Origin of the sequence: Streptomyces sp. LHD-70, assembly GCF_031157275.1 — a bacterium.
Taxonomy (GTDB): domain Bacteria; phylum Actinomycetota; class Actinomycetes; order Streptomycetales; family Streptomycetaceae; genus Streptomyces.
The window spans coordinates 68,599-87,413 of record NZ_JAVIFW010000018.1; the positions used below are offsets into that span (position 1 = coordinate 68,599).

At 69.0% G+C, this 18,815-nt stretch carries 20 protein-coding genes and 1 pseudogene; 14 read left to right on the forward strand and 7 right to left on the reverse strand.

Annotation, left to right across the window (positions count from 1 at the left end):
* Nucleotides 1-87: 87 nt before the first annotated feature.
* A complete protein-coding gene (locus RCO28_RS29785; RefSeq protein WP_308944401.1) occupies nt 88-912 on the reverse strand; it encodes an SLATT domain-containing protein in 825 nt (274 codons plus the stop codon).
* 313 nt (nt 913-1,225) lie between these two features.
* Here RCO28_RS29785 and RCO28_RS29790 point away from each other — a divergent pair, with 313 nt between their 5' ends.
* The 7 genes from RCO28_RS29790 to RCO28_RS29820 all read left to right on the forward strand — a co-directional run bounded on the left by RCO28_RS29790 (nt 1,226) and on the right by RCO28_RS29820 (nt 8,026).
* Nucleotides 1,226-1,570 carry a YbaB/EbfC family nucleoid-associated protein gene (locus RCO28_RS29790; RefSeq protein WP_308944402.1) on the forward strand — a complete coding sequence of 115 codons (345 nt, stop codon included), beginning with the start codon at nt 1,226-1,228 and terminating at the stop codon, nt 1,568-1,570.
* Nucleotides 1,571-1,718: 148 nt separating this feature from the next.
* Nucleotides 1,719-2,318 (forward strand): recombination mediator RecR, encoded by a 600-nt coding sequence (recR, locus tag RCO28_RS29795; RefSeq protein ID WP_308944403.1) that lies wholly within the window; start codon nt 1,719-1,721, stop codon nt 2,316-2,318.
* Complete coding sequence (locus RCO28_RS29800; protein ID WP_308944404.1) at nt 2,311-3,021, forward strand: DUF5063 domain-containing protein; 711 nt, start codon at nt 2,311-2,313, stop codon at nt 3,019-3,021. The genes recR and RCO28_RS29800 overlap by 8 nt, the downstream gene beginning before the upstream one ends.
* A 239-nt stretch (nt 3,022-3,260) precedes the next feature.
* Nucleotides 3,261-4,556 carry an aspartate kinase gene (locus RCO28_RS29805; protein ID WP_282536254.1) on the forward strand — a complete coding sequence of 432 codons (1,296 nt, stop codon included), beginning with the start codon at nt 3,261-3,263 and terminating at the stop codon, nt 4,554-4,556.
* A complete protein-coding gene (locus tag RCO28_RS29810) occupies nt 4,556-5,635 on the forward strand; it encodes an aspartate-semialdehyde dehydrogenase (protein WP_308944405.1) in 1,080 nt (359 codons plus the stop codon). Before RCO28_RS29805 ends, RCO28_RS29810 begins: the two co-directional genes overlap by 1 nt.
* Nucleotides 5,636-6,083: 448 nt before the next feature.
* Complete coding sequence (locus RCO28_RS29815; RefSeq protein ID WP_308944497.1) at nt 6,084-6,659, forward strand: SigE family RNA polymerase sigma factor; 576 nt, start codon at nt 6,084-6,086, stop codon at nt 6,657-6,659.
* Nucleotides 6,656-8,026 (forward strand): hypothetical protein, encoded by a 1,371-nt coding sequence (locus tag RCO28_RS29820; protein ID WP_308944406.1) that lies wholly within the window; start codon nt 6,656-6,658, stop codon nt 8,024-8,026. Before RCO28_RS29815 ends, RCO28_RS29820 begins: the two co-directional genes overlap by 4 nt.
* A 31-nt stretch (nt 8,027-8,057) precedes the next feature.
* Here RCO28_RS29820 and RCO28_RS29825 read toward each other — a convergent pair whose 3' ends face one another.
* The 3 genes from RCO28_RS29825 to RCO28_RS29835 form a co-directional block, all read right to left on the reverse strand.
* Nucleotides 8,058-8,996, reverse strand: a complete 939-nt coding sequence (locus tag RCO28_RS29825; protein ID WP_308944408.1) for an SURF1 family protein — start codon at nt 8,994-8,996, stop codon at nt 8,058-8,060.
* Between the two features lie 145 nt (nt 8,997-9,141).
* Nucleotides 9,142-10,995 (reverse strand): prolyl oligopeptidase family serine peptidase, encoded by a 1,854-nt coding sequence (locus tag RCO28_RS29830; RefSeq protein WP_308944409.1) that lies wholly within the window; start codon nt 10,993-10,995, stop codon nt 9,142-9,144.
* 289 nt (nt 10,996-11,284) lie between these two features.
* Nucleotides 11,285-11,452 (reverse strand): hypothetical protein, encoded by a 168-nt coding sequence (locus tag RCO28_RS29835; protein WP_308944410.1) that lies wholly within the window; start codon nt 11,450-11,452, stop codon nt 11,285-11,287.
* Nucleotides 11,453-11,636: 184 nt separating this feature from the next.
* Between RCO28_RS29835 and RCO28_RS29840 the strand changes: the two are divergent.
* A pseudogene (locus tag RCO28_RS29840) lies at nt 11,637-11,759 on the forward strand (flavoprotein); the annotation flags it as partial.
* A gap of 121 nt (nt 11,760-11,880) precedes the next feature.
* Here the strand turns inward: RCO28_RS29840 and RCO28_RS29845 are convergent.
* Nucleotides 11,881-12,924, reverse strand: coding sequence for an NAD(P)-dependent alcohol dehydrogenase (locus RCO28_RS29845; RefSeq protein ID WP_308944411.1), 1,044 nt, complete (start codon nt 12,922-12,924; stop codon nt 11,881-11,883).
* A 129-nt stretch (nt 12,925-13,053) separates the two neighbouring features.
* On the opposite strand from RCO28_RS29845, the gene RCO28_RS29850 reads away from it, so the two are divergent.
* Nucleotides 13,054-13,986 (forward strand): helix-turn-helix domain-containing protein, encoded by a 933-nt coding sequence (locus tag RCO28_RS29850; RefSeq protein WP_308944412.1) that lies wholly within the window; start codon nt 13,054-13,056, stop codon nt 13,984-13,986.
* 348 nt (nt 13,987-14,334) lie between these two features.
* Here RCO28_RS29850 and RCO28_RS29855 read toward each other — a convergent pair whose 3' ends face one another.
* A complete protein-coding gene (locus RCO28_RS29855; protein ID WP_308944413.1) occupies nt 14,335-14,586 on the reverse strand; it encodes a hypothetical protein in 252 nt (83 codons plus the stop codon).
* A 160-nt stretch (nt 14,587-14,746) separates the two neighbouring features.
* Nucleotides 14,747-15,502: a GntR family transcriptional regulator gene (locus tag RCO28_RS29860; protein WP_308944414.1), complete on the reverse strand. Its 756-nt coding sequence runs from the start codon at nt 15,500-15,502 to the stop codon at nt 14,747-14,749.
* A gap of 80 nt (nt 15,503-15,582) precedes the next feature.
* Between RCO28_RS29860 and RCO28_RS29865 the strand changes: the two genes are divergently transcribed.
* The 5 genes from RCO28_RS29865 (at nt 15,583) to RCO28_RS29885 (ending at nt 18,731) form a co-directional block, all read left to right on the forward strand.
* Nucleotides 15,583-15,861 carry a hypothetical protein gene (locus RCO28_RS29865; protein WP_308944415.1) on the forward strand — a complete coding sequence of 93 codons (279 nt, stop codon included), beginning with the start codon at nt 15,583-15,585 and terminating at the stop codon, nt 15,859-15,861.
* 418 nt (nt 15,862-16,279) lie between these two features.
* Nucleotides 16,280-16,504, forward strand: coding sequence for a hypothetical protein (locus tag RCO28_RS29870; protein ID WP_308944416.1), 225 nt, complete (start codon nt 16,280-16,282; stop codon nt 16,502-16,504).
* Nucleotides 16,501-17,244 (forward strand): GntR family transcriptional regulator, encoded by a 744-nt coding sequence (locus RCO28_RS29875; RefSeq protein ID WP_308944498.1) that lies wholly within the window; start codon nt 16,501-16,503, stop codon nt 17,242-17,244. Before RCO28_RS29870 ends, RCO28_RS29875 begins: the two co-directional genes overlap by 4 nt.
* Nucleotides 17,241-17,588 carry a hypothetical protein gene (locus RCO28_RS29880; protein WP_308944417.1) on the forward strand — a complete coding sequence of 116 codons (348 nt, stop codon included), beginning with the start codon at nt 17,241-17,243 and terminating at the stop codon, nt 17,586-17,588. Before RCO28_RS29875 ends, RCO28_RS29880 begins: the two co-directional genes overlap by 4 nt.
* Before the next feature lie 672 nt (nt 17,589-18,260).
* Nucleotides 18,261-18,731: a hypothetical protein gene (locus tag RCO28_RS29885; protein ID WP_308944418.1), complete on the forward strand. Its 471-nt coding sequence runs from the start codon at nt 18,261-18,263 to the stop codon at nt 18,729-18,731.
* Nucleotides 18,732-18,815 lie beyond the last annotated feature (84 nt).

Consider the following 18,815-nt stretch of genomic DNA (forward strand, 5'->3'; position numbering starts at 1 on the left):
GAAGGGGCGGGGAGGGGACCAAACCAAGCCCGTCCGGCGCTTGAGGACGAGCCCGAAGGGCGACAGGGGTCCGGGGCGGAGCCCCGGTCAGCGAGCCTCCGGCGGCCGCTGCCGGGGCATGTTCGGCCGAGCCGTACCGGGCGGCAACGGAAACCGCCCCACCGGCGCCCCCTCCGACCGAGCCCCGACGGACACCGACGACTGCAGCCCCAACGGAGCCGGCCCGGACCGGAACTCCACCATCCAGTCCGCGGTCTCCGACCGCACCAGCTCCGTGACGTCCTCGGAGAACCTCCGCAGCACCCCGAGACACCGCTCCGCCGCCTCGCTCGCCGTGCCCTCGGTGGGCCCGAGCACCTCGCGCACGCTCTCCGACGCCCAGTCGAACTGCAGCACCTGGAGCCGCCGCTGCACCGCCTGCGCCGTGGCCATGTCCCTTATCCAGCCGGAGGTGAGCCCGAAGTACCGGTCGCAGGCCACGCACGCCACGGCCAGGAGCAGCGCCAGATACCCCCAGGGCGCCACCCCCTCGACCGTGGACGTCACGTCGAGCAGCGGCAGCGCCGCCCCGGCCACCGCGCCGAGCGCCGCCCCGAGCCGCAGCAGCCGCGCGCCCCGCCGCTTCCAGGTGCGGTCGGCCAGGTACCAGGCGGCGGTGTGCAGCGCGCCCGCCTCCACCCAGCGGTACAGCTCGTCCAGGCGCTCCGCGGGCTCACCCCAGTCGCCGAGCGGGAACGGCCGCCCGGTGAGATCGTCCGCGCCCCCCACCCCGGCCGCCCGTTCCGTACGGCGTTCCGTACGGCGTTCCGTACGGCGTTCCGTACGGCCGTCCGTACGGGGGTCCGCACCTTCGCCCGGCCCGTGCGCACCGCCGCCCCGTGGCACCTCGGGCTGCATATCCGGCTGGCTCACCCGGCACTCCCTCGCCTCCTGCGGACTGCGGTACGTACCGCCCCTGCCGGGACGGGTGTGGCTGATGTGCAGGACCCTTACTACCTCCCAATGGGTGGCCGTGAGCCCTTTTTCGTGGGTTTTACGGCCGGAAGTGGGCCTTGATCAGGTATAGGGCCCTGGTCCGCGGCCCCGCGCCTCACTCGAAAGAGTGCTGGGGCGATCCGCCCCTTGAACACGTAGGCTCGTGCCAGGCGGAAAAACCCGCCGCGTACGTCCGTACGTACGCCCGTACGGACGTAGCCCCCGACCAGTCGAAAGCCAGGAGCTGATCGTGATTCCCGGTGGTGGCCAGCCCAATATGCAGCAGCTGCTGCAGCAGGCCCAGAAGATGCAGCAGGACCTCGCCCAGGCGCAGGAGGAGCTGGCGCAGACCGAGGTCGACGGGCAGGCGGGCGGAGGCCTGGTGAAGGCCACCGTCAACGGCTCGGGCGAGCTGCGCGGCCTGGTCATCGACCCGAAGGCGGTGGACCCTCAGGACACGGAGACGCTGGCCGACCTGATCCTCGCCGCGGTGCAGGCGGCCAACGAGAACGCGCAGGCGCTGCAGCAGCAGAAGCTCGGCCCGCTGGCCCAGGGCCTCGGCGGTGGCGGCGGCATCCCCGGCCTGCCGTTCTAGCGGCGGCCCCGGGTCCGTCACGGAAGGGTGACGCCGGGATCTCCTCTATCTGAGGCCCCGGTCCACCAACTACCGTACGTACCAAGCCAGAACAGAAGCCAGAACAGAAGCCAGAACAGAAGACAGAAAGCACCAGGAAGGCAGTCCGTTGTACGAAGGCGTGGTCCAGGACCTCATCGACGAATTGGGCAGGCTGCCCGGCGTCGGTCCCAAGAGCGCGCAGCGGATCGCCTTCCACATCCTGCAGGCGGAGCCGACCGATGTGCGCCGCCTCGCGCACGCCCTCCTGGAAGTGAAGGAGAAGGTCCGCTTCTGCAGCGTCTGCGGGAACGTGGCACAGGAGGAGCAGTGCGCCGTCTGCCGCGACCAGCGGCGCGACCTGGCGATCATCTGCGTCGTCGAGGAGCCCAAGGACGTCGTGGCGATCGAGCGCACCCGCGAGTTCCGCGGCCGCTACCACGTCCTGGGCGGAGCGATCAGCCCCATCGAGGGCGTCGGCCCGGACGACCTGCGGATCAGGGAACTCCTCGCCCGGCTCTCCGACGGCACCGTCACCGAGCTGATCCTGGCCACGGACCCCAACCTGGAGGGTGAGGCCACGGCGACGTACCTCGCCCGCATGATCAAGCCGATGGGCCTGAAGGTCACCCGACTGGCCAGCGGCCTTCCCGTCGGCGGAGACCTTGAATACGCGGACGAGGTCACCCTGGGCCGCGCCTTCGAAGGGAGACGACTGCTCGATGTCTGACGCCACGCAGGTCAAGAACGGTGCGCCAGGGCGCGGGCCGGCCGCCGGTGCTCCGGCGCCGCCCGACCCGGCCGATTTCGCGGTGCAGATCGCCGATCAGGTCGAGAGCTTCATCCTCACGGTGACGGAGGTGGCCAAGGGCGACGAGCCGGACTCCGCCATTCCGTACCTCCTCCTGGAGGTCTCCCAGCTCCTGCTCGCCGGCGGCCGCCTCGGCGCCCACGAGGACATCGTCCCGGACGAGCGGTACGAACCGGATCTGGGACCGGAGCAGGCCGTCGAGGAGGCGGACGAGCTCCGCGAGCGCCTCGCCGCCCTCCTCGACCCGGTCGACGTCTACTCCGAGGTCTTCGACCCGTACGAACCCCGCAAGGCCCCGGTGGCCTGCCGTATCTCGGACGACCTCGCGGACGTCGTCACGGATCTGCGCCACGGCCTCGCCCACTACCGCGCGGGCCGCACGGTCGAGGCGCTGTGGTGGTGGCAGTTCTCGTACTTCTCCAACTGGGGCTCCACGGCCTCCGCCTCGCTGCGCGCCCTGCAGTCCCTGGTCGCCCACGTCCGGCTCGACCAGCCGCTGCAGGAGCTGGACGGCCTGGACACCGACCAGGACCTCGGCGAGGAGGACGAGCTGGCCGAGGAGGCCGGCAAGGTCATGGCCGAGGAGATCGCGGGCCCGCTCGGGCTGCGTCAGGGGCGGTGACCGGTGCTCGGGCGGATGGCCGGAACACGCACCTCCGGCATTCGCCCCGCTGTGACCCGCCCCACTTTCCGGAGTGTCCCGGAGCTCAGCGGGCATGTGCCGTTCTGGAGCGGCCGGGTGACAGGGGCCCTGGTGATCACTTCGTGAGCGGGACATCTCACGATGCGATATATGCGGGGCGATAACCGGCCGCTCGTTAAACTGAGCCGACCGCACCAAGAATTGAGCGAGGAGCGCACGTGAGCCTTGTCGTGCAGAAGTACGGAGGCTCCTCCGTAGCCGATGCCGAAGGCATCAAGCGGGTCGCCAAGCGCATTGTCGAGGCCAAGAAGAAGGGCAACCAGGTTGTTGCCGTGGTCTCCGCGATGGGTGACTCGACGGACGAGCTGATCGATCTCGCCGAGCAGGTATCGCCGATCCCTGCCGGGCGTGAGCTCGACATGCTGTTGACCGCCGGAGAGCGGATCTCCATGGCCCTGCTGGCGATGGCGATCAAAAACCTGGGCCACGAGGCCCAGTCCTTCACCGGCAGCCAGGCGGGTGTCATCACCGACTCGGTTCACAACAAAGCGCGCATCATCGATGTCACGCCGGGCCGGATCCGCACCTCCGTCGACGAGGGCAACATCGCCATCGTCGCCGGCTTCCAGGGCGTGAGCCAGGACAACAAGGACATCACCACGCTCGGTCGCGGTGGCAGCGACACCACGGCGGTGGCCCTCGCGGCCGCCCTCGACGCCGACGTGTGCGAGATCTACACCGACGTGGACGGCGTCTTCACGGCCGACCCGCGGGTCGTCAAGAAGGCCCGCAAGATGGACTGGATCTCCTTCGAGGACATGCTGGAGCTGGCCGCATCCGGTTCCAAGGTGCTCCTCCACCGCTGTGTGGAGTACGCCCGTCGCTACAACATCCCGATCCACGTACGGTCGTCCTTCTCGGGGCTGCCGGGTACGTGGGTCAGCAACGAACGACCGCAGCAATCTGCACAGTCTGCACAGGGAGCCGAGCAGGTGGAGCACGCCCTCATTTCCGGAGTCGCCCACGACGTCTCCGAGGCCAAGGTCACCGTCGTCGGCGTCCCGGACAAGCCGGGCGAGGCCGCGTCGATCTTCCGCGCCGTCGCGGACGCCGAGATCAACATCGACATGGTCGTGCAGAACGTCTCGGCGGCCTCCACGGGCCTGACCGACATCTCGTTCACGCTGCCGAAGGCCGAGGGCAAGAAGGCCACGGCCGCCCTGGAGAAGATCAAGCCGTCGGTGGGGTACGACTCCCTGCGCTACGACGACCAGATCGCCAAGATCTCCCTGGTCGGCGCCGGCATGAAGACCAACCCGGGCGTCACCGCGCAGTTCTTCGAGGCGCTCAGCGACGCGGGCGTGAACATCGAGCTCATCTCGACCTCCGAGATCCGCATCTCGGTCGTCACCCGCGCCGACGACGTCAAGGAGGCCGTGCAGGCCGTGCACACCTCCTTCGGCCTCGACAGCGACTCCGAAGAGGCCGTGGTCTACGGAGGCACCGGCCGCTGATGACCCCTGCGCCGACGGCCCCGGACGCCCACGCCCGACCCACACTCGCGGTCGTCGGGGCGACCGGGGCCGTCGGCACGGTCATGCTCTCGATCCTGTCCCAGCACGCCGACATCTGGGGCGAGATCCGACTCGTCGCCTCCCCGCGCTCGGCCGGCCGCAAGCTGGCCGTGCGCGGCGAGGAGGTCGAGGTCGTCGCGCTCACCGAAGAGGCCTTCGAGGGCGTCGACATCGCGATGTTCGACGTACCCGACGAGGTCTCCGCCCAGTGGGCGCCGATCGCCGCCGCCAAGGGCGCGGTGGTCGTGGACAACTCGGCCGCTTTCCGGATGGACCCGGACGTCCCGCTCGTCGTCCCCGAGGTCAATCCGCACGCCGCCCGGGTCCGCCCGCGGGGCATCGTCGCCAACCCGAACTGCACGACGCTCTCCATGATCGTCGCGATGGGTGCGCTGCATGCCGAGTTCGGCCTGCGCGAGCTCGTGGTCTCCTCGTACCAGGCGGTGAGCGGGGCCGGGCTCGCCGGAGTGGACGTGCTGCGCGAGCAGTTGAACCTGGTCGCGGGCAGCGACCTCGGGACGAAGCCGGGCGATGTGCGCCGTGCCGTCGGCGAGAACACCGGGCCCTTCCGCGAACCGATCGCGCTCAACGTCATCCCCTGGGCCGGCTCGCTGCAGGACGACGGCTGGTCGTCCGAGGAGCTCAAGGTCCGGAACGAGTCCCGGAAGATCCTGGGTCTTCCCGATCTGCGGGTGAGCGTCACCTGTGTCCGCGTACCGGTCGTCACGACCCATTCGCTGACCGTCCACGCCCGCTTCGAGAACGAGGTGACCGTGGACCGCGCCCACGAGATCCTCTCCACGGCGCCCGGCGTCGTCCTCTTCGACAACCCCGCGGCCGGTGAATTCCCCACCCCCGCGGACGTGGTGGGCACGGACCCCACCTGGGTCGGCCGCGTACGCCGCGCCCTCGACGACCCGGCCGCCCTCGAACTCTTCGTCTGCGGGGACAACCTGCGCAAGGGCGCCGCGTTGAACACGGCACAGATCGCGGAGCTCGTGGCGGCTGAACTGTCGTAATTCGCCCTCTTTTGTGGGTGGTTGGTCCGGAACTTCAGGGGAATCCCGGGCGAATTTCTATGTGACACCTGTGTAAGTTGTGTGCCTAACTTGCCGGTCCAGGCCACGTGAGCTGGACCACTGCCCCGTACGACGATTCGCTCCCCGCTCTCCGCGCGATGCGCAGGATTTTCTGCAACCGCGGTCGGCCGGGGAGCGTCTTTGCGGTCGGCCTTCCAAAGGCATCGCACTGAAACGGGGCACATCGGGGCGTAGGGGAAGAGCTGGTACGCATGACGGCATGGGGTGCATCGCTACACACGCGGTTCGCGGCGCCGGTGGCGCCCGCGGCAAACCTCCGGCGCGAGGCGTACAACCCTGACGGGGGGAAGCGTGTCCAACAAGCGTGGCAGAGGTACTCGAATTCCCCATGGCCCGCGGCGCAGCCGTGCGGCCGCAGCGCGGCGGCATGCCGGTGATTGCCCCCATGCCCGCGACGCGGCCCACCCGCATGCCCGGCCAGCGCGAGGGCGCTGACGAAGCCATGGCCTCCGGCACCACCGTCGACCACCTCACCGAGACCTACCGCGCGCACTACCGCTCGCTGCTCGGCCTCGCGGCACTGCTCCTCGACGACACCGCGTCCTGCGAGGACGTCGTCCAGGAGGCCTTCATCCGCGTGCACTCCGCGCGCAAGCGGGTCCGCGACCCGGAGAAGACGCTGGCCTACCTGCGCCAGACCGTCGTCAACCTCTCCCGCTCCGCCCTGCGCCGCCGCATCCTCGGCCTCAAGCTGCTCTCGAAGCCGATGCCGGACATGGCGAGCGCGGAGGAGGGGGCGTACGACCAACTGGAGCGCGACGCCCTGATCAAGGCGATGCGCGGCCTCCAGCGCCGCCAGCGCGAGGTCCTGGTGCTGCGGTACTTCGCGGACATGACCGAGGCTCAGGTCGCCGAGACCCTCGGCATCTCGCTCGGCTCGGTCAAGGCGTACGGCTCGCGCGGCATAGCGGCCCTGCGCGTCGCCATGGAGGCGTCGGCATGAGCAAGTACGACCCGCACGATGAGCGGCGCTATGACGGCCGCCCGGGAGATCAGGCCGGCAGCCGGTCCGGCGGCCGGACCGAAGGCTCGTCCGACGGCCGGGAGTCTCGGTACGACGACCGGCTCGGCCGTAACAGCGGCAACGCAGCTCAGTACGAACAGCACGGCGGGAACGAACCGGTGAACAACGGCCCCAGCACCCACGGCGACGAGGGCGCGAGCACTTACGGCGACGAGGGCGCGAGCACCTACGGCGGCGAGGGCGCGCACCAGAGCCCGGAGGGGGCGGAGAGGCTGGAGAGGCCGCAGGGTGTGGACGGTGCGAGCGGTTCGGCCGGGGCGCGCGGTTCGGCTGGTCCGGCCGGTGCGAGCAGTACCGCCGGTTCGGCCGGGCTTGACGCCGACGAACTGCTGGTCCGCAACCTCCTCCAGGACGCCGTTCAGGAACTCGAACCCTCCGACCAAGCCCTCGACCACCTGCGCCGAGCCGTGCCCGCCCGCCGGGCCCGCAAGCGTCAGGCCGTCGTGGGCATGGCCGCCGCGGCCCTGTTCATCGGCACCGCGGTCCCCGCCCTCGTCCACGTCACCAGCTCGCCGAGCGCCGACGACGACCATCCCTCGGCCGTCGGCCACAGCTCCCAGGTCCCCGGCGGCAACGGCTCCGCCCGGGTCACCGGCGGGGGCGAGCAGGGCGGCGACCAGCCCTCCGGCAAGGACGACGAGGGCGCCAAGGGCAAGGACGACGAGGGCGGCAAGGGCAAGGGCAAGGGCGACACCGAGCCCGGCGAGGGCGCGACGGCCGGCGCCGACCCGACGGCCACCGAAGCCATCACCGCCACCACCTGTGACGCTGCCCAGCTGGGCAGCGCCACCGCGACCGCCGAGCCGCCGGACGCCGAGGGCAAGGTCTACGGCACGTTCCGCGTCGCCAACACCTCCGACGCCGAGTGCACGGTCGGCGGTGCGGGCAGCGTCGTCTTCGCCGCCCAGGGCGCGGCCGACCCCGCGAAGATCAACGTCGTGGACCACGCCGCCGGTGACGCCGCGACCCGCCTCCCGGACCCGGCGACCAACCCGACCTCGGTCGCCCTCAAGCCGGGCATGGCCTACGAAGTCCGCTTCGCCTGGGTGCCCTCCGAGAGCTGCCCCGGCCCCGGCGCCTCCCCGGACCCGACGCCCACGGGCGACGGCGCCAGCGGCGGTACGGAGCAGAGCGGCATGGCGCCCCAACTCGGCGCCGAGGAAGGCCCGTCCGACGGCACGGTCTCGGTCACCCACACCGCAGAACCGGGTGCCCCCAGCGCGGCAACCACCCTCGCGGGCTGCGCCGGCACGATCTACCGAACGGGCGTACTGACGGCTTCTTGAGGTCGGTACGGGGTTCCAGCCCCGGCCCGGCTCAGGCCTTGGCCTTCTCCTCGGACGCCGTACCGGTGCCGGAGGCAGATCCGCACTCGGCTGCGCCTGCGTCCTCTCCTACGCCCGCGCCTGCGTCCTCTCCTACGCCCGCGCTCTTCACTTCGTCCTCGGCCCCGCTCTTCACTTCGTCCGTGGACGACGACCCGCTCGCCTGGTCGTCGCTCGGTACGAGGCCCAGCTCGGCGTCCTTCGCGAACTCCACCTCGCGCCGGAACAGCCGGAACCACATGAACAGCACGAACCCCGCGAAGATGAACCATTCCCCGGTGTAGCCCAGGTTCTGGAACGCCTTCAGGTCGAGCCCGCTGCCCTGCGGCGCCAGCGGCGGTACGGGTGTCATCCCATCCGCTGTCCGGTCGACGGTGACCCAGGCGTCGTACACCTCGTATGGCACCAGGTTCACCAGCGACGCGGCGCTGATCATGCCCAGCTGACCCTCGGGCAGGCCGCCCTCCTTGTGCACTCCGTCGGTGCCGGAGTTCTCCGAGGCCTGCAGCGCACCCGTGACCGTGACCTCGCCGGACGGCAGTTCCGGCGCCTTCGCCTTGCCGGCCTCACCGGGCATCCACCCGCGCACCACGGGCAGCGCCTTGCCCCCGTCCGTACGGAGCAGACCCAGGACGTAGTACCCCTGCTTGCCGTCCAACTGCCGCTCCGGAAGCAGCAGTTGACGGTCCCAGCGGCCGGTAGCGGTGGCCCGCTCGCCGGAGGTCTCCTTGTCGACGGGCAACAGCTCGGTCAGCGGCCGCGCCGGCCCCTTGCCCGCCTCGTCGCTGCGCTTCTCGGCCGCCTTATGGCTCTCCACACGGTCCTCGAACCGCCCGAGCTGCCAGGACCCCATGAACACGCAGAAGGGGATGGCCAGCACCAGGAAGAGGTTGATCCCCCACCATCGCGGAGTCAGCAGAAACCGATACACGCCTACCACCGTACGGTGCCCCACTCCGCCGCCGGGCTCAGGGTGCCGGGTAGGACCCCGGCCACCCGCCCGTACCCGGGCCAACCCTCCTCGGGCCAACCGTCCCCGGGCCAACCCTCCCCGGGCCAACCCTCCCCGGCGGGCCTCAGCCTCGCGCTCTGTAAGGGCTCACCCCCAAGTGCCGGGTGGCGAAGTCCAGCTCCAGGCGGACCTGCTTGATCCGCTCCTCCACGACCAGCGAACCGTGCCCCGCGTCGTACCGGTACACCTCGTGCACCGCGTCCCTCGCCGCCAGCCGGTCCACATAGTTTTCGACCTGGCGGATCGGGCACCGCGGATCGTTCACCCCCGCAGAGATGTACAGCGGCGCACGCACCCGGTCCACGTACGTCAGCGGCGACGAGGCCTCGTACCGCTCCGGGACCTCCTCCGGCGTACCGCCGAGCAGCGTGCGGTCCATCGACTTCAGCGCCTCCATCTCGTCGTTGTACGCCGTGACGTAGTCCGCGACGGGCACCGCCGACAGGCCCAGCGACCAGGACTCGGGCTGGGTGCCGAGCCCGAGGAGCGTCAGATAGCCGCCCCACGACCCTCCGGAGAGCACCAGCTTCGCCGGGTCGGTGAGGCCGGAGGAGACGGCCCACTCCCGGACGGCCTCGATGTCCTCCAGCTCGATGAGCCCGACGCGGTGCTTCAGCGCGTCCGTCCACTCCCTGCCGTATCCCGTGGAGCCGCGGTAGTTGACCCGCACGACCGCGTACCCGTGGTCCACCCAGGCCGCCGGGCCCGCCGCGAACGCGTCACTGTCGTGCCAGGTCGGACCGCCGTGGATCTCGAAGATCGTCGGGAACGGGCCCTCGCCGGCGGGCCGTTGCACGAGCGCGTGCACCCGGCCGGCCGGGCCCTCCACCCACACGTCCTCCACCGGAACCGAACTCGGAGCCTTCATGCCGGGCGGATCGAGGACGACCGCACCCGTCGTCGACCGCACCTGCGGCGGCTCGGCCGCTGAGGACCACAGGTACTCCACCGTGCCGTCGGGCCGCGCCGTTGCCCCCGAGACCGAGCCCTTCGGCGTCTCCACCTCGATCAGCGCACGCTCCGCCAGATCGAACCGGAACAGCTCGCTACGGGCCTCGAAGCTGTGCACGACGAGCAGCGCGGAGCCGTCCGGATACCACTCCGCGCCCACGTCACCCGGCAGCTCCAAGGCGAGGTCGAGCTCCTCGCCGGTGGCGACGTCCCAGATCATCGGCTCCCAGCGCCCGCGCCGCTGATGTCCGACGAGCAGCCGGGTGTCCCCCTCGACCGGCGCGAAGCCGAGCACCTCGAGGCCCAGCTCCTCCACGCCGCCCTTGGAGTCGTCGAGCTCGGCCACCGTGCTGCCGTCGAGCCGGACCACGCGCAGCGCGGAGTGCATGGCGTCGCCGTGCTCGGTGTGTTCGACGGCGATCAGCGTGCCGTCGTACGACAGGTCGCCGACGCCCGCCGACTCGCGGTGGCGGTAGATCTCGACGGGCTTCTCGCCCGCCCGCGCGACGTGGATCGTGGAGCCGTCCTCGTCCGTGGAGCGGCCCACGACGGCGATTCCGCCGTCCCGGCCGATGGCGAGGCCCGCCGGATACGAGGGTTCGAGGCCCGGAGCGGCCGGCTCGTCCGCTTCTACGGCATCCGCGCCCCCGTCCTGCTGCCTCTGTGCCGCGCCGCCCGCGAAGGGCTGACGCATCCACACGCCGAACTCGTCCCCGTCCGTGTCCGAGAACCACCAGATCCACTGGCCGTCCGGGCTCAGGGCACCGTCCGTCGTGCCGTTCGGCCGGTCCGTCACCTGGCGTTGCTCGCCGGTCGCTCGGTCCCAGGCGTACAGCTCGAATGTCCCCGTCGCGTTCGACACGAACAGCGAGCGGTCCGGTGCGTCCTCCGCCCACTCGGGCAACGACACACGTGGCGCCCTGAAGCGCTTCTCCCAGTCCGGCCAGTTCGGCATCTCCGCAGTCATGGCCCCATACTGCCTGGCCCGACCGACAACCTGCCGTCGCGGCCCTCAGCCTGTGGATAACTCCTCCCGGCCGCCTGTGGATAACTCTCCGAGCCGACCGGGATTGTCAGTGCGGCGATGCAGACTCGCGGCATGACTTCACACACGGCCTCACGCTCGTGCCTCCGAGGCGTGGCGCAGGCGCAGGCGCAGGGAAAGGCGCAGGGAAAGGCCAGGGGCCCGACCCGGGATCCGGGTCAGGCCCCTGACGTGATCATTCGCGACGACTGTGGTTCGGGGCGGCGGCCTCTCAGCGGTTGCCCTGGCGGCGTGCCTGGCTCTTCTGCTGCATCCCCCGCGTCTTGGCCGAGATCGACTGCACCTCGGGATGCGTGCTCTTCGACCGCGCCTGCTGAGCGGAAACCTTCGAGTGCTGGGGATCCTTCGGACTGTTATGGCCTTGGACGTTCTTGGGCATGTCCCCTCTCCTCCTCGCGTCAGAGCGCCATACGCATTCCACTGTCCCCCCGACCGTCCCCGTCGGCATCTTGACCATGCCCGCATTCACTCAGAGGCTGCCCTGACCTGCGCATATACGGCAATCGCAACCCGAGATCCCGCCCCGAGACCGGCGCAGACTCCAGCACGAAAGACTCGGAGCCGTGACTGCCGAACCCTCCTTGTACGTCGTCGTCTGCGCGGCCGGAGTCGCCTCTGACACCGGCAAGTTGATCACCGCAGCCCAGGAACGGCAGTGGGACGTGGGCGCGGCCTCGCCGACAGCGGACCGTCGCCGGGCACGGACGGCTTCCCCTGGGAGCGCGTGCTCGATCTCCTGCCGGGGCACGGGGAGGGCGACCACGGCCTCTCAGGCCATGAAGGCCAAGCGTGTGGCGCTGTCGGCGCTCAGATCGTCGCCGCGTCGATCACGAAGCGGTAGCGCACGTCCGAGTTCAGGACCCGCTCGTACGCCTCGTTGACCTGGCTGGCCTCGATCAGTTCGATCTCGGCGCCGAGGCCGTGCTCGGCGCAGAAGTCGAGCATCTCCTGGGTCTCGGCGATGCCGCCGATCATGGAGCCGGCGAGCACCTTGTTGCCGCCGATGAGGGAGAACAGGTTGAGCCCGATCGGCTCCTCCGGGGCGCCGACGTTCACCAGCGCGCCGCCCGTCTTCAGCAGGCCCAGATACGCACCGAAGTCCAGCGGCGCGGAGACCGTGGAGAGGATCACGTCGAAGCTGCCGGCCAGCGCCTCGAAGGTGGCCGGGTCGCTCGTCGCGTAATAGTGGTCGGCGCCCAGCTTCAGGCCGTCGTCCTTCTTGCGCAGTGACTGCGACAGGACGGTGACCTCCGCGCCGAGCGCGTGCGCGATCTTGACGCCCATGTGGCCGAGGCCGCCGAGCCCGACGATCGCGACCTTCTTGCCGGGGCCCGCGCCCCAGTGCTTCAGCGGGGAGTACGTGGTGATGCCGGCGCAGAGCAGCGGCGCGGCCACGTCGAGCGCGAGCCCGTCCGGGATGCCGACGACGAAGCCCTCGGTGACGACGACCTTCTGCGAGTAGCCGCCGTAGGTGGGCTCGCCGTCCTTGCCGACGCCGTTGTACGTCTGGATGTTCCCCTTGACGCAGTGCTGCTCCTGCCCGGACCGGCAGGGCTCGCACTCGCCGCAGGAGTCGACCATGCAGCCGACGCCGACGCGGTCGCCGACCTTGAACTTGGTGACGCCCGCACCGACGGCCTCCACGACACCGGCGATCTCGTGGCCCGGCACCATCGGGAAGATGGCCTCGCCCCAGCCCTCACGGGCCTGGTGGATGTCGGAGTGACAGATTCCGGCGAACTTGATGTCGATGAGTACGTCGTGCTCGCCGACGGCACGGCGCTCGATGGTGGTGCGCTCCAGCGGTGCCTTGGCGCTGGGAGCGGCGTATGCGGCAACAGTCGTGGTCATGGCCTCAAGACTGCTCCCGCCCCACCCCGATCACCAAAGAATCCGCAGGTCACCGCTTTGCGTACGTTCAGTGGTCCTACTACTGGCGGGGTCAGGCTCGCGGTCGGACGACCGGGAATACTGGATGTCATGGACGAGAACGATGCGGCCAAGCCACCCGCGGCGGACCGCCCGGACCGCCCGGACCATCCGGACCGCCTGGACCGGCGGGCCGAGCTCAGCGAGTTCCTGCGCACCCGGCGGGCCCGGCTCAAGCCCGAGGACGTGGGGCTCGCGTCGATGGGGCGGCACCGGCGGGTGCCGGGCCTGCGGCGCGAGGAGCTGGCGCAGCTCGCCGGGGTCTCGGTCGCGTACTACACGCGCCTGGAGCAGGGCAACGGGCGCAATGTGTCAGCGGAGGTGCTCGACGCCATCGCGCGCGCCCTGAGGCTCAGCGACACCGAGCACGCCCACCTTGTCCACCTCGCGAGGCCGACCCGGCAGCGCCGCAAGGCGCCCGCACCGAAGCGGCAGCAGCAGGTGCGGCCCGCGCTGCGGCACCTGCTCGACTCCATGGAGGGCGTGCCCGCGTACATCGGCGGGGCGCGCTCCGACATCCTCGCCTGGAACCGGATGGCGGCGGCCCTGTTCGGCGACTGGGGGCGGCTGCCGCGCGCCGAGCGGAACTGGGCGCGGCTCACCTTCCTCGACCCGGACTACCGAAAGCTGTTCCTCGACTGGGACACGAAGGCCACCGACATGGTCAGCTACCTGCGGCTGTACGCGGGGCGGAATCCGGAGGACCCGGAGCTGTCGGCGCTCGTGGGTGAACTGTCCGTCAAGAGCGAGGAGTTCAGGCGGCTGTGGGCCACGCATGACGTGAAGGAGAAGGGGCACGGGGTGAAGCGGATGCGGCATCCGGTGGTGGGTGAGCTGACGCTCGCGTACGAGACGCTGCACTTGCCGGATGACGATGGGCAGTTCTTGTCCGTGTATCACGCGGAGCCGGGGACTTCCTCGGCGGAGGCGTTGCGTTTGCTTGCCAGTTGGGGCGTGGGCGATTCGACGCGAGCGAACTTGTAGCCCCGATGAGGCGATCCGGTCCCCGTGGTCCTGACCTCCGGGAGACATCGATCAAGATCTTCTCCCTGCTTCTCCCCAACGATCACAGGGAGAAGCAGGAAGGGCCTGATCCGATATCCGGATCAGGCCCTTCCTGCTGTTACGGCTGTCGGGGTGGCGGGATTTGAACCCACGACCTCTTCGTCCCGAAGCAACTAGGAAGTGAGCCTGTTCCCGGGCTGATCTGCCTTTCACCTGCGGCGACGGTCCACGGTTGTGCGTGGCTATCCGCCGCTGTGCGTACGGGTTGTCACGCAGTTAGACACTCAAGGCTTCGGGTTCTGACTGCCCGTCACAGTCGTCTTCAGCTCACTTCAGAACTTCGAAGCGCTCCCGCACTTGCTCGTCCAGCTTGCCTTCTTCCAAGTCGCTAAGAGCGGCTGCGTATCCGGCCAGGACCGCCTCGTGCACGAGGTCGTAGAACTCGACCGGGATCAACTCGTAGACACCGGAGCAGACGTTCAGGGCTGCTTCATGCGAAGAGGAGTAATGGGGGTCGCGGACGTCGTCACCCAAGCGGCGGACGAGATCTCGTATCGCTTTCTTCTGGTCGTCGGTCACGTCGGGCCCACTACCCTCCCGACGCAGCTGACAACCGCGCCGCCCGCGCCGCTGGCTGGAGCATCGGAATCGCTTCGGCGTTGTGAGTGCAGCGAGGAGGTTGAACTCTTGCCGAGACCTGAGCTCGGTACACCGGTCGCCTGCTGGCTGGTGGGGCCAGTTACCGATGGATTGGAACCTCGTAGACGATCTCGCAGAGAGAGGTGGGCACGACGATGTCCGCCGTCTCCACGGGGCGGCCCTGATCGCTGTAATACGTGCGCCGGATGTGCGTGACGAGTGTCGCCTTCTGGATGCCGAGGAGTGATGCCTCTTGGGCACTTGCCTGCCGTGGCTCGGGTTGCTCCACGGCATGGCTGATCGTGACGCCGATCTCCGCCATGCGGTTCACGACCCCCGCCCCGGCGTGCGGTCCTCCCTCGGGAAGGACGACGAGCGTGCCGGCGGTGAGGTCGTACGGCTCCCAACTCGTCGACAGCTGCACCGGCTTGCCGTCGGCGAGGAACTCGTACTGGGTACAGACGCACAGGTCGCCCTCGGCGATACCGAGACGTGCCGCAATCTCCGCCGGTGCCGGAACCTTGGCCTCGGTCCGGCTCTCCCAGTCCCCTTGCCTGCCCACGGCCGACATGTCAGCGCGGAACGGCGACCCGCTGCGCTGTTCCCGCGCCGACGAGCGCACCATGCGTACGCGCTCGCGAGGCTCGGCGACGTACGTACCGGAACCCGCGCGGCCCTCCAACACGCCCTGGGAGATCAGTAGTTCCTGGGCCCGGCGAACCACGTTCTCGCCGACGCCGCATTCCTGAGCGATCTGGGCACGCGACGGGAGCCGGTCTCCAGGAGTCCACTCGCGCTCCGCGATGCGCTGCTGGAGGACGTCGGCGATGCGGAGGTACGGAGGCTGCTCAGGCATATGGAAAATCTAGTTCACTAGCTCTAATCTAGTTAACTAGCTGCACGTAAAGTGATCGCCTGGCGACGGAGGCTCCCCCTGTGCCCGCTTCGGAGACGAGAGCCGAGGACATCGCCGCCCGGTTATCCGCCCTCGGCCTCACGACGCGCACCGAACAGCACGCCCGACACACATCGATCGAAGCGGAGGTCCCGGAACCCCTCCCCGCCGAGACATGGCGGGAGGTCTTGGAAGTGGTGGCAGAGGCCGACCAATTCGGGTTCGTTGCCAGCAAGTTGAACGGTCGCACGTTATGGGCCGCCGTACGCAGAGCGGTCCCCGCGACGGGCGATGTCCGGGGACCTGGCCATCAGCGATAGGAGCTGATCAGCGTGTTCAACCGTATCCGCCGCGCCATCGCGCGCACCAGTAAGCGATACCGACCGAAGGAGAGGCAAAGCCGCGGCTTAACACCCGCCCGACCGGCGGTCGTTCACTTCGAGCACACCCCTTGGCCGGCGTTCCTCATGGGGCCTCGCCAAGACCACACGTACGGCCTCGTCGGCGAGGAGCGTGCGAAGCAGCTCGCCTGGTCCATGCCGGGGGAGGCCCACTGATGGCGCCCAACCAGACCGTCCCGACCCCCTACCAGTCGAGCTCATGCTGGATCGGCACGCACCGCGAGTGCGCACAGTTCTCGCCCGCGTCGGCACCGACCGGCGTCCCCGTGGTCTACGAGACGTGCACCTGCTCTTGCCACGTGCCGGTTGGCCAAGGGGTACCGAGGGGGGTTTCCCAGTGAAGGGTTGGGCACCCGGCGGCGCAGCGGTCGCCAACGTCGAGATCACATCGGTCAACGTGCAGCGCGGCGACGTAATCCAGATCGGCGGTCAGCCCTGCCGCGTTGCCGACCTCTTCCAACTACCGGGTGGTGCAAAGCGACTTCGTTTCGAGTCGGGCGAACTGCTGACCATGCACACCCACACCCGCCTCATCGCCCTACGGATGTTGAGGAAGTGGTGATTCAACCTGTGGCTTCCCGCCGTCACGCCATCGCTGACGACCTGAGAAACCAGATCTCGACAGGTCGAATCGCGGCCGGCGAACGCCTGCCTTCCGAGTCGGAACTTGCCTCGCACTACAAGGTCAGCACGCCGACGCTCCGAAACGCCCTCGCGATCCTCCAAGCCGAAGGTCTCGTCGAGAAGATCCACGGCAAGGGCAACTTCGTCCGCCGTCGGCTCCGCAGACTCACGTACGTCGGTGGTGGGCGCTTGACGGATGCGTGGAGTGGGGCGGAGGAGCCTCTACGTGTCACCATCAGCGCCACCAACATCAAGGCCCGAAGGGACTTGGCAGCCTTGCTTGGGGTCTCGGCAAGGACCACGCTGACGGAATTTGTGTGCCTCAGCTACGAAGGGAACCAACCGCACAGTCTGGCCCGCATCTACGTCCCACGAGACCTGGCGCCGACCGACCTGACCGATGGGGCGCCCTGGCGTGAGCGGGTGGAGGAACGACTGGCAGAGCTGTGCCCGCCACTGGTCGAGATTCGGGAGACGGTCGGCGCCCGGTGCCCGACACCAGAGGAGGCCTCGACCCTTCGGATCAGCTCGGCTCTGGCTGTTCTCGCGATCACACGCGTTGCGGCCGACATCGCGGGCCGCGTGGTCGAAGCGGCAGTGCTGGTACTCCCCGGCGACCGTGCAGATGCGGTGTTCACCACCCACCACACGACCGAAGGGAAGGGGAAGGAGGGATGACCTCACACAACGAGCTGCGACTCCTCCCATGGCCGGGGGCCGAGGGTAAGCCTTGCTTTTTGAGCACCGACGACAGCGGCAGCCACCTGTCCCGCTTGGCTGACAATATTGAAGCGATGCAGCTCGGCATCGCGGCCGAACTCCTGGAGCACGCATGGGAAGTGCTAGGCGATGAGGAGACAGATCCTGAGGAGTTGCGCCTCCTGGCAATGGATCTGACTGAAGTCCTGCACGACGCACTCCGTGTGGCGACAAGCCGCGGTTACCGCCCGGCCGGACCTCCTTCCTCCAGCCGTGACGGAGGGGATGACGGCTCGCCGCCGCCGGCGGCCATCTCCGGCTAGCAGCAACGCTTATCCCGACGACAGCGGAGCCCCAGACTGAGTCTGGGGCTCCGCTGCTTGGGTCGAGGGCCAGTCCCGTCAAAGCCCCCTTCCAACGACCTTCTGATCCGTAGCACTATGTGGAGCGGTCAGCGACCGTCAGGCCGTTCGTTCTGCGGTCCCGGAGAGTCAGCTCAGGTCGTGTGCGGGTGCCGTGGTTGCGGTACTTCTGCTGCTGTACTGCACACGGATCCGGAGGGCCTTTCGCCTCGCGGATAACGTGCTGGTCAGCAGCTTGATCAGGCCAAGTTCCCGAGCCTCTGTCCACAGATGGTCTAGATGTCAGCAACCGCCATCGTGGTGCCTACCAGCCTTGAAGCAGCCGTGAAAGGTATCCGAGCCAGCTCAAGTTGATGGCGCAACATCGGTCCCGCTGGGGGCCTTCCCTGGGGGCGCCGACTATGCGCCCTTGTGGCAGGACTGACGGCACGTCACCGTCGGACTTAGCAGTTGCCTCTGACAGTGCCGTGAGTACGAGGGGGGAACAACATGGGGGATCTGGGCGTCGGCATACCGTGGTCACAGCGCGTCTTCGGCGAGCTGGCCGTACCGCTGGCTAGGCGTATCCCGCAGTGTATTGGTAGAGCTCACGAGCGTGCGCGGGATGGGCATCGAGGTGTAGGTACGCAGACCTTGGAAGCCTATGGACACGGTCTTCATGCCTCGCAGTACGAGGAGCTGGAAGCCGGGCTCGCTGATCTTCCCGGTGTCACGGCGGTGCGTCTGCAGGCGCGCACGGTGATGGTCGTTGCTGGGCAGGTGCTCTATCCGATCCGCTATGCCAAAAGGGATCTACCGGTAACGGGTGCTCGACTCCGTCGCGCCGTCGGCCTTCGCGCTGACCTCATCCGACGCCACGGCCCTGAGCCTATGCAGGGCGAGTTGGATCTTGGACTTGAGGAGTTACAGGAACAGGAGTTCCATAGGGACCTTGGGCAACTTGCCCCAGACGTCGGAGTGGTCCTCCTGGCCTACGCGTGCGCGATGGGTACCGGGATCGTGCGTCTTGAGTGGGGAGACGCCGAGTTGCGCCGTGGTGACCGTCACCTTCTTTGGCACAACCACGAGCCCCTCGAACTGCCCGATGCCCGGCGATCGGCCTGACGCTCGCCGCTGACAAGGGCCCCGGGGACGTCGACTCGCACTCGACAGGGAACGGCGGCCGACTCCAGCCATGGCTGTCATGGG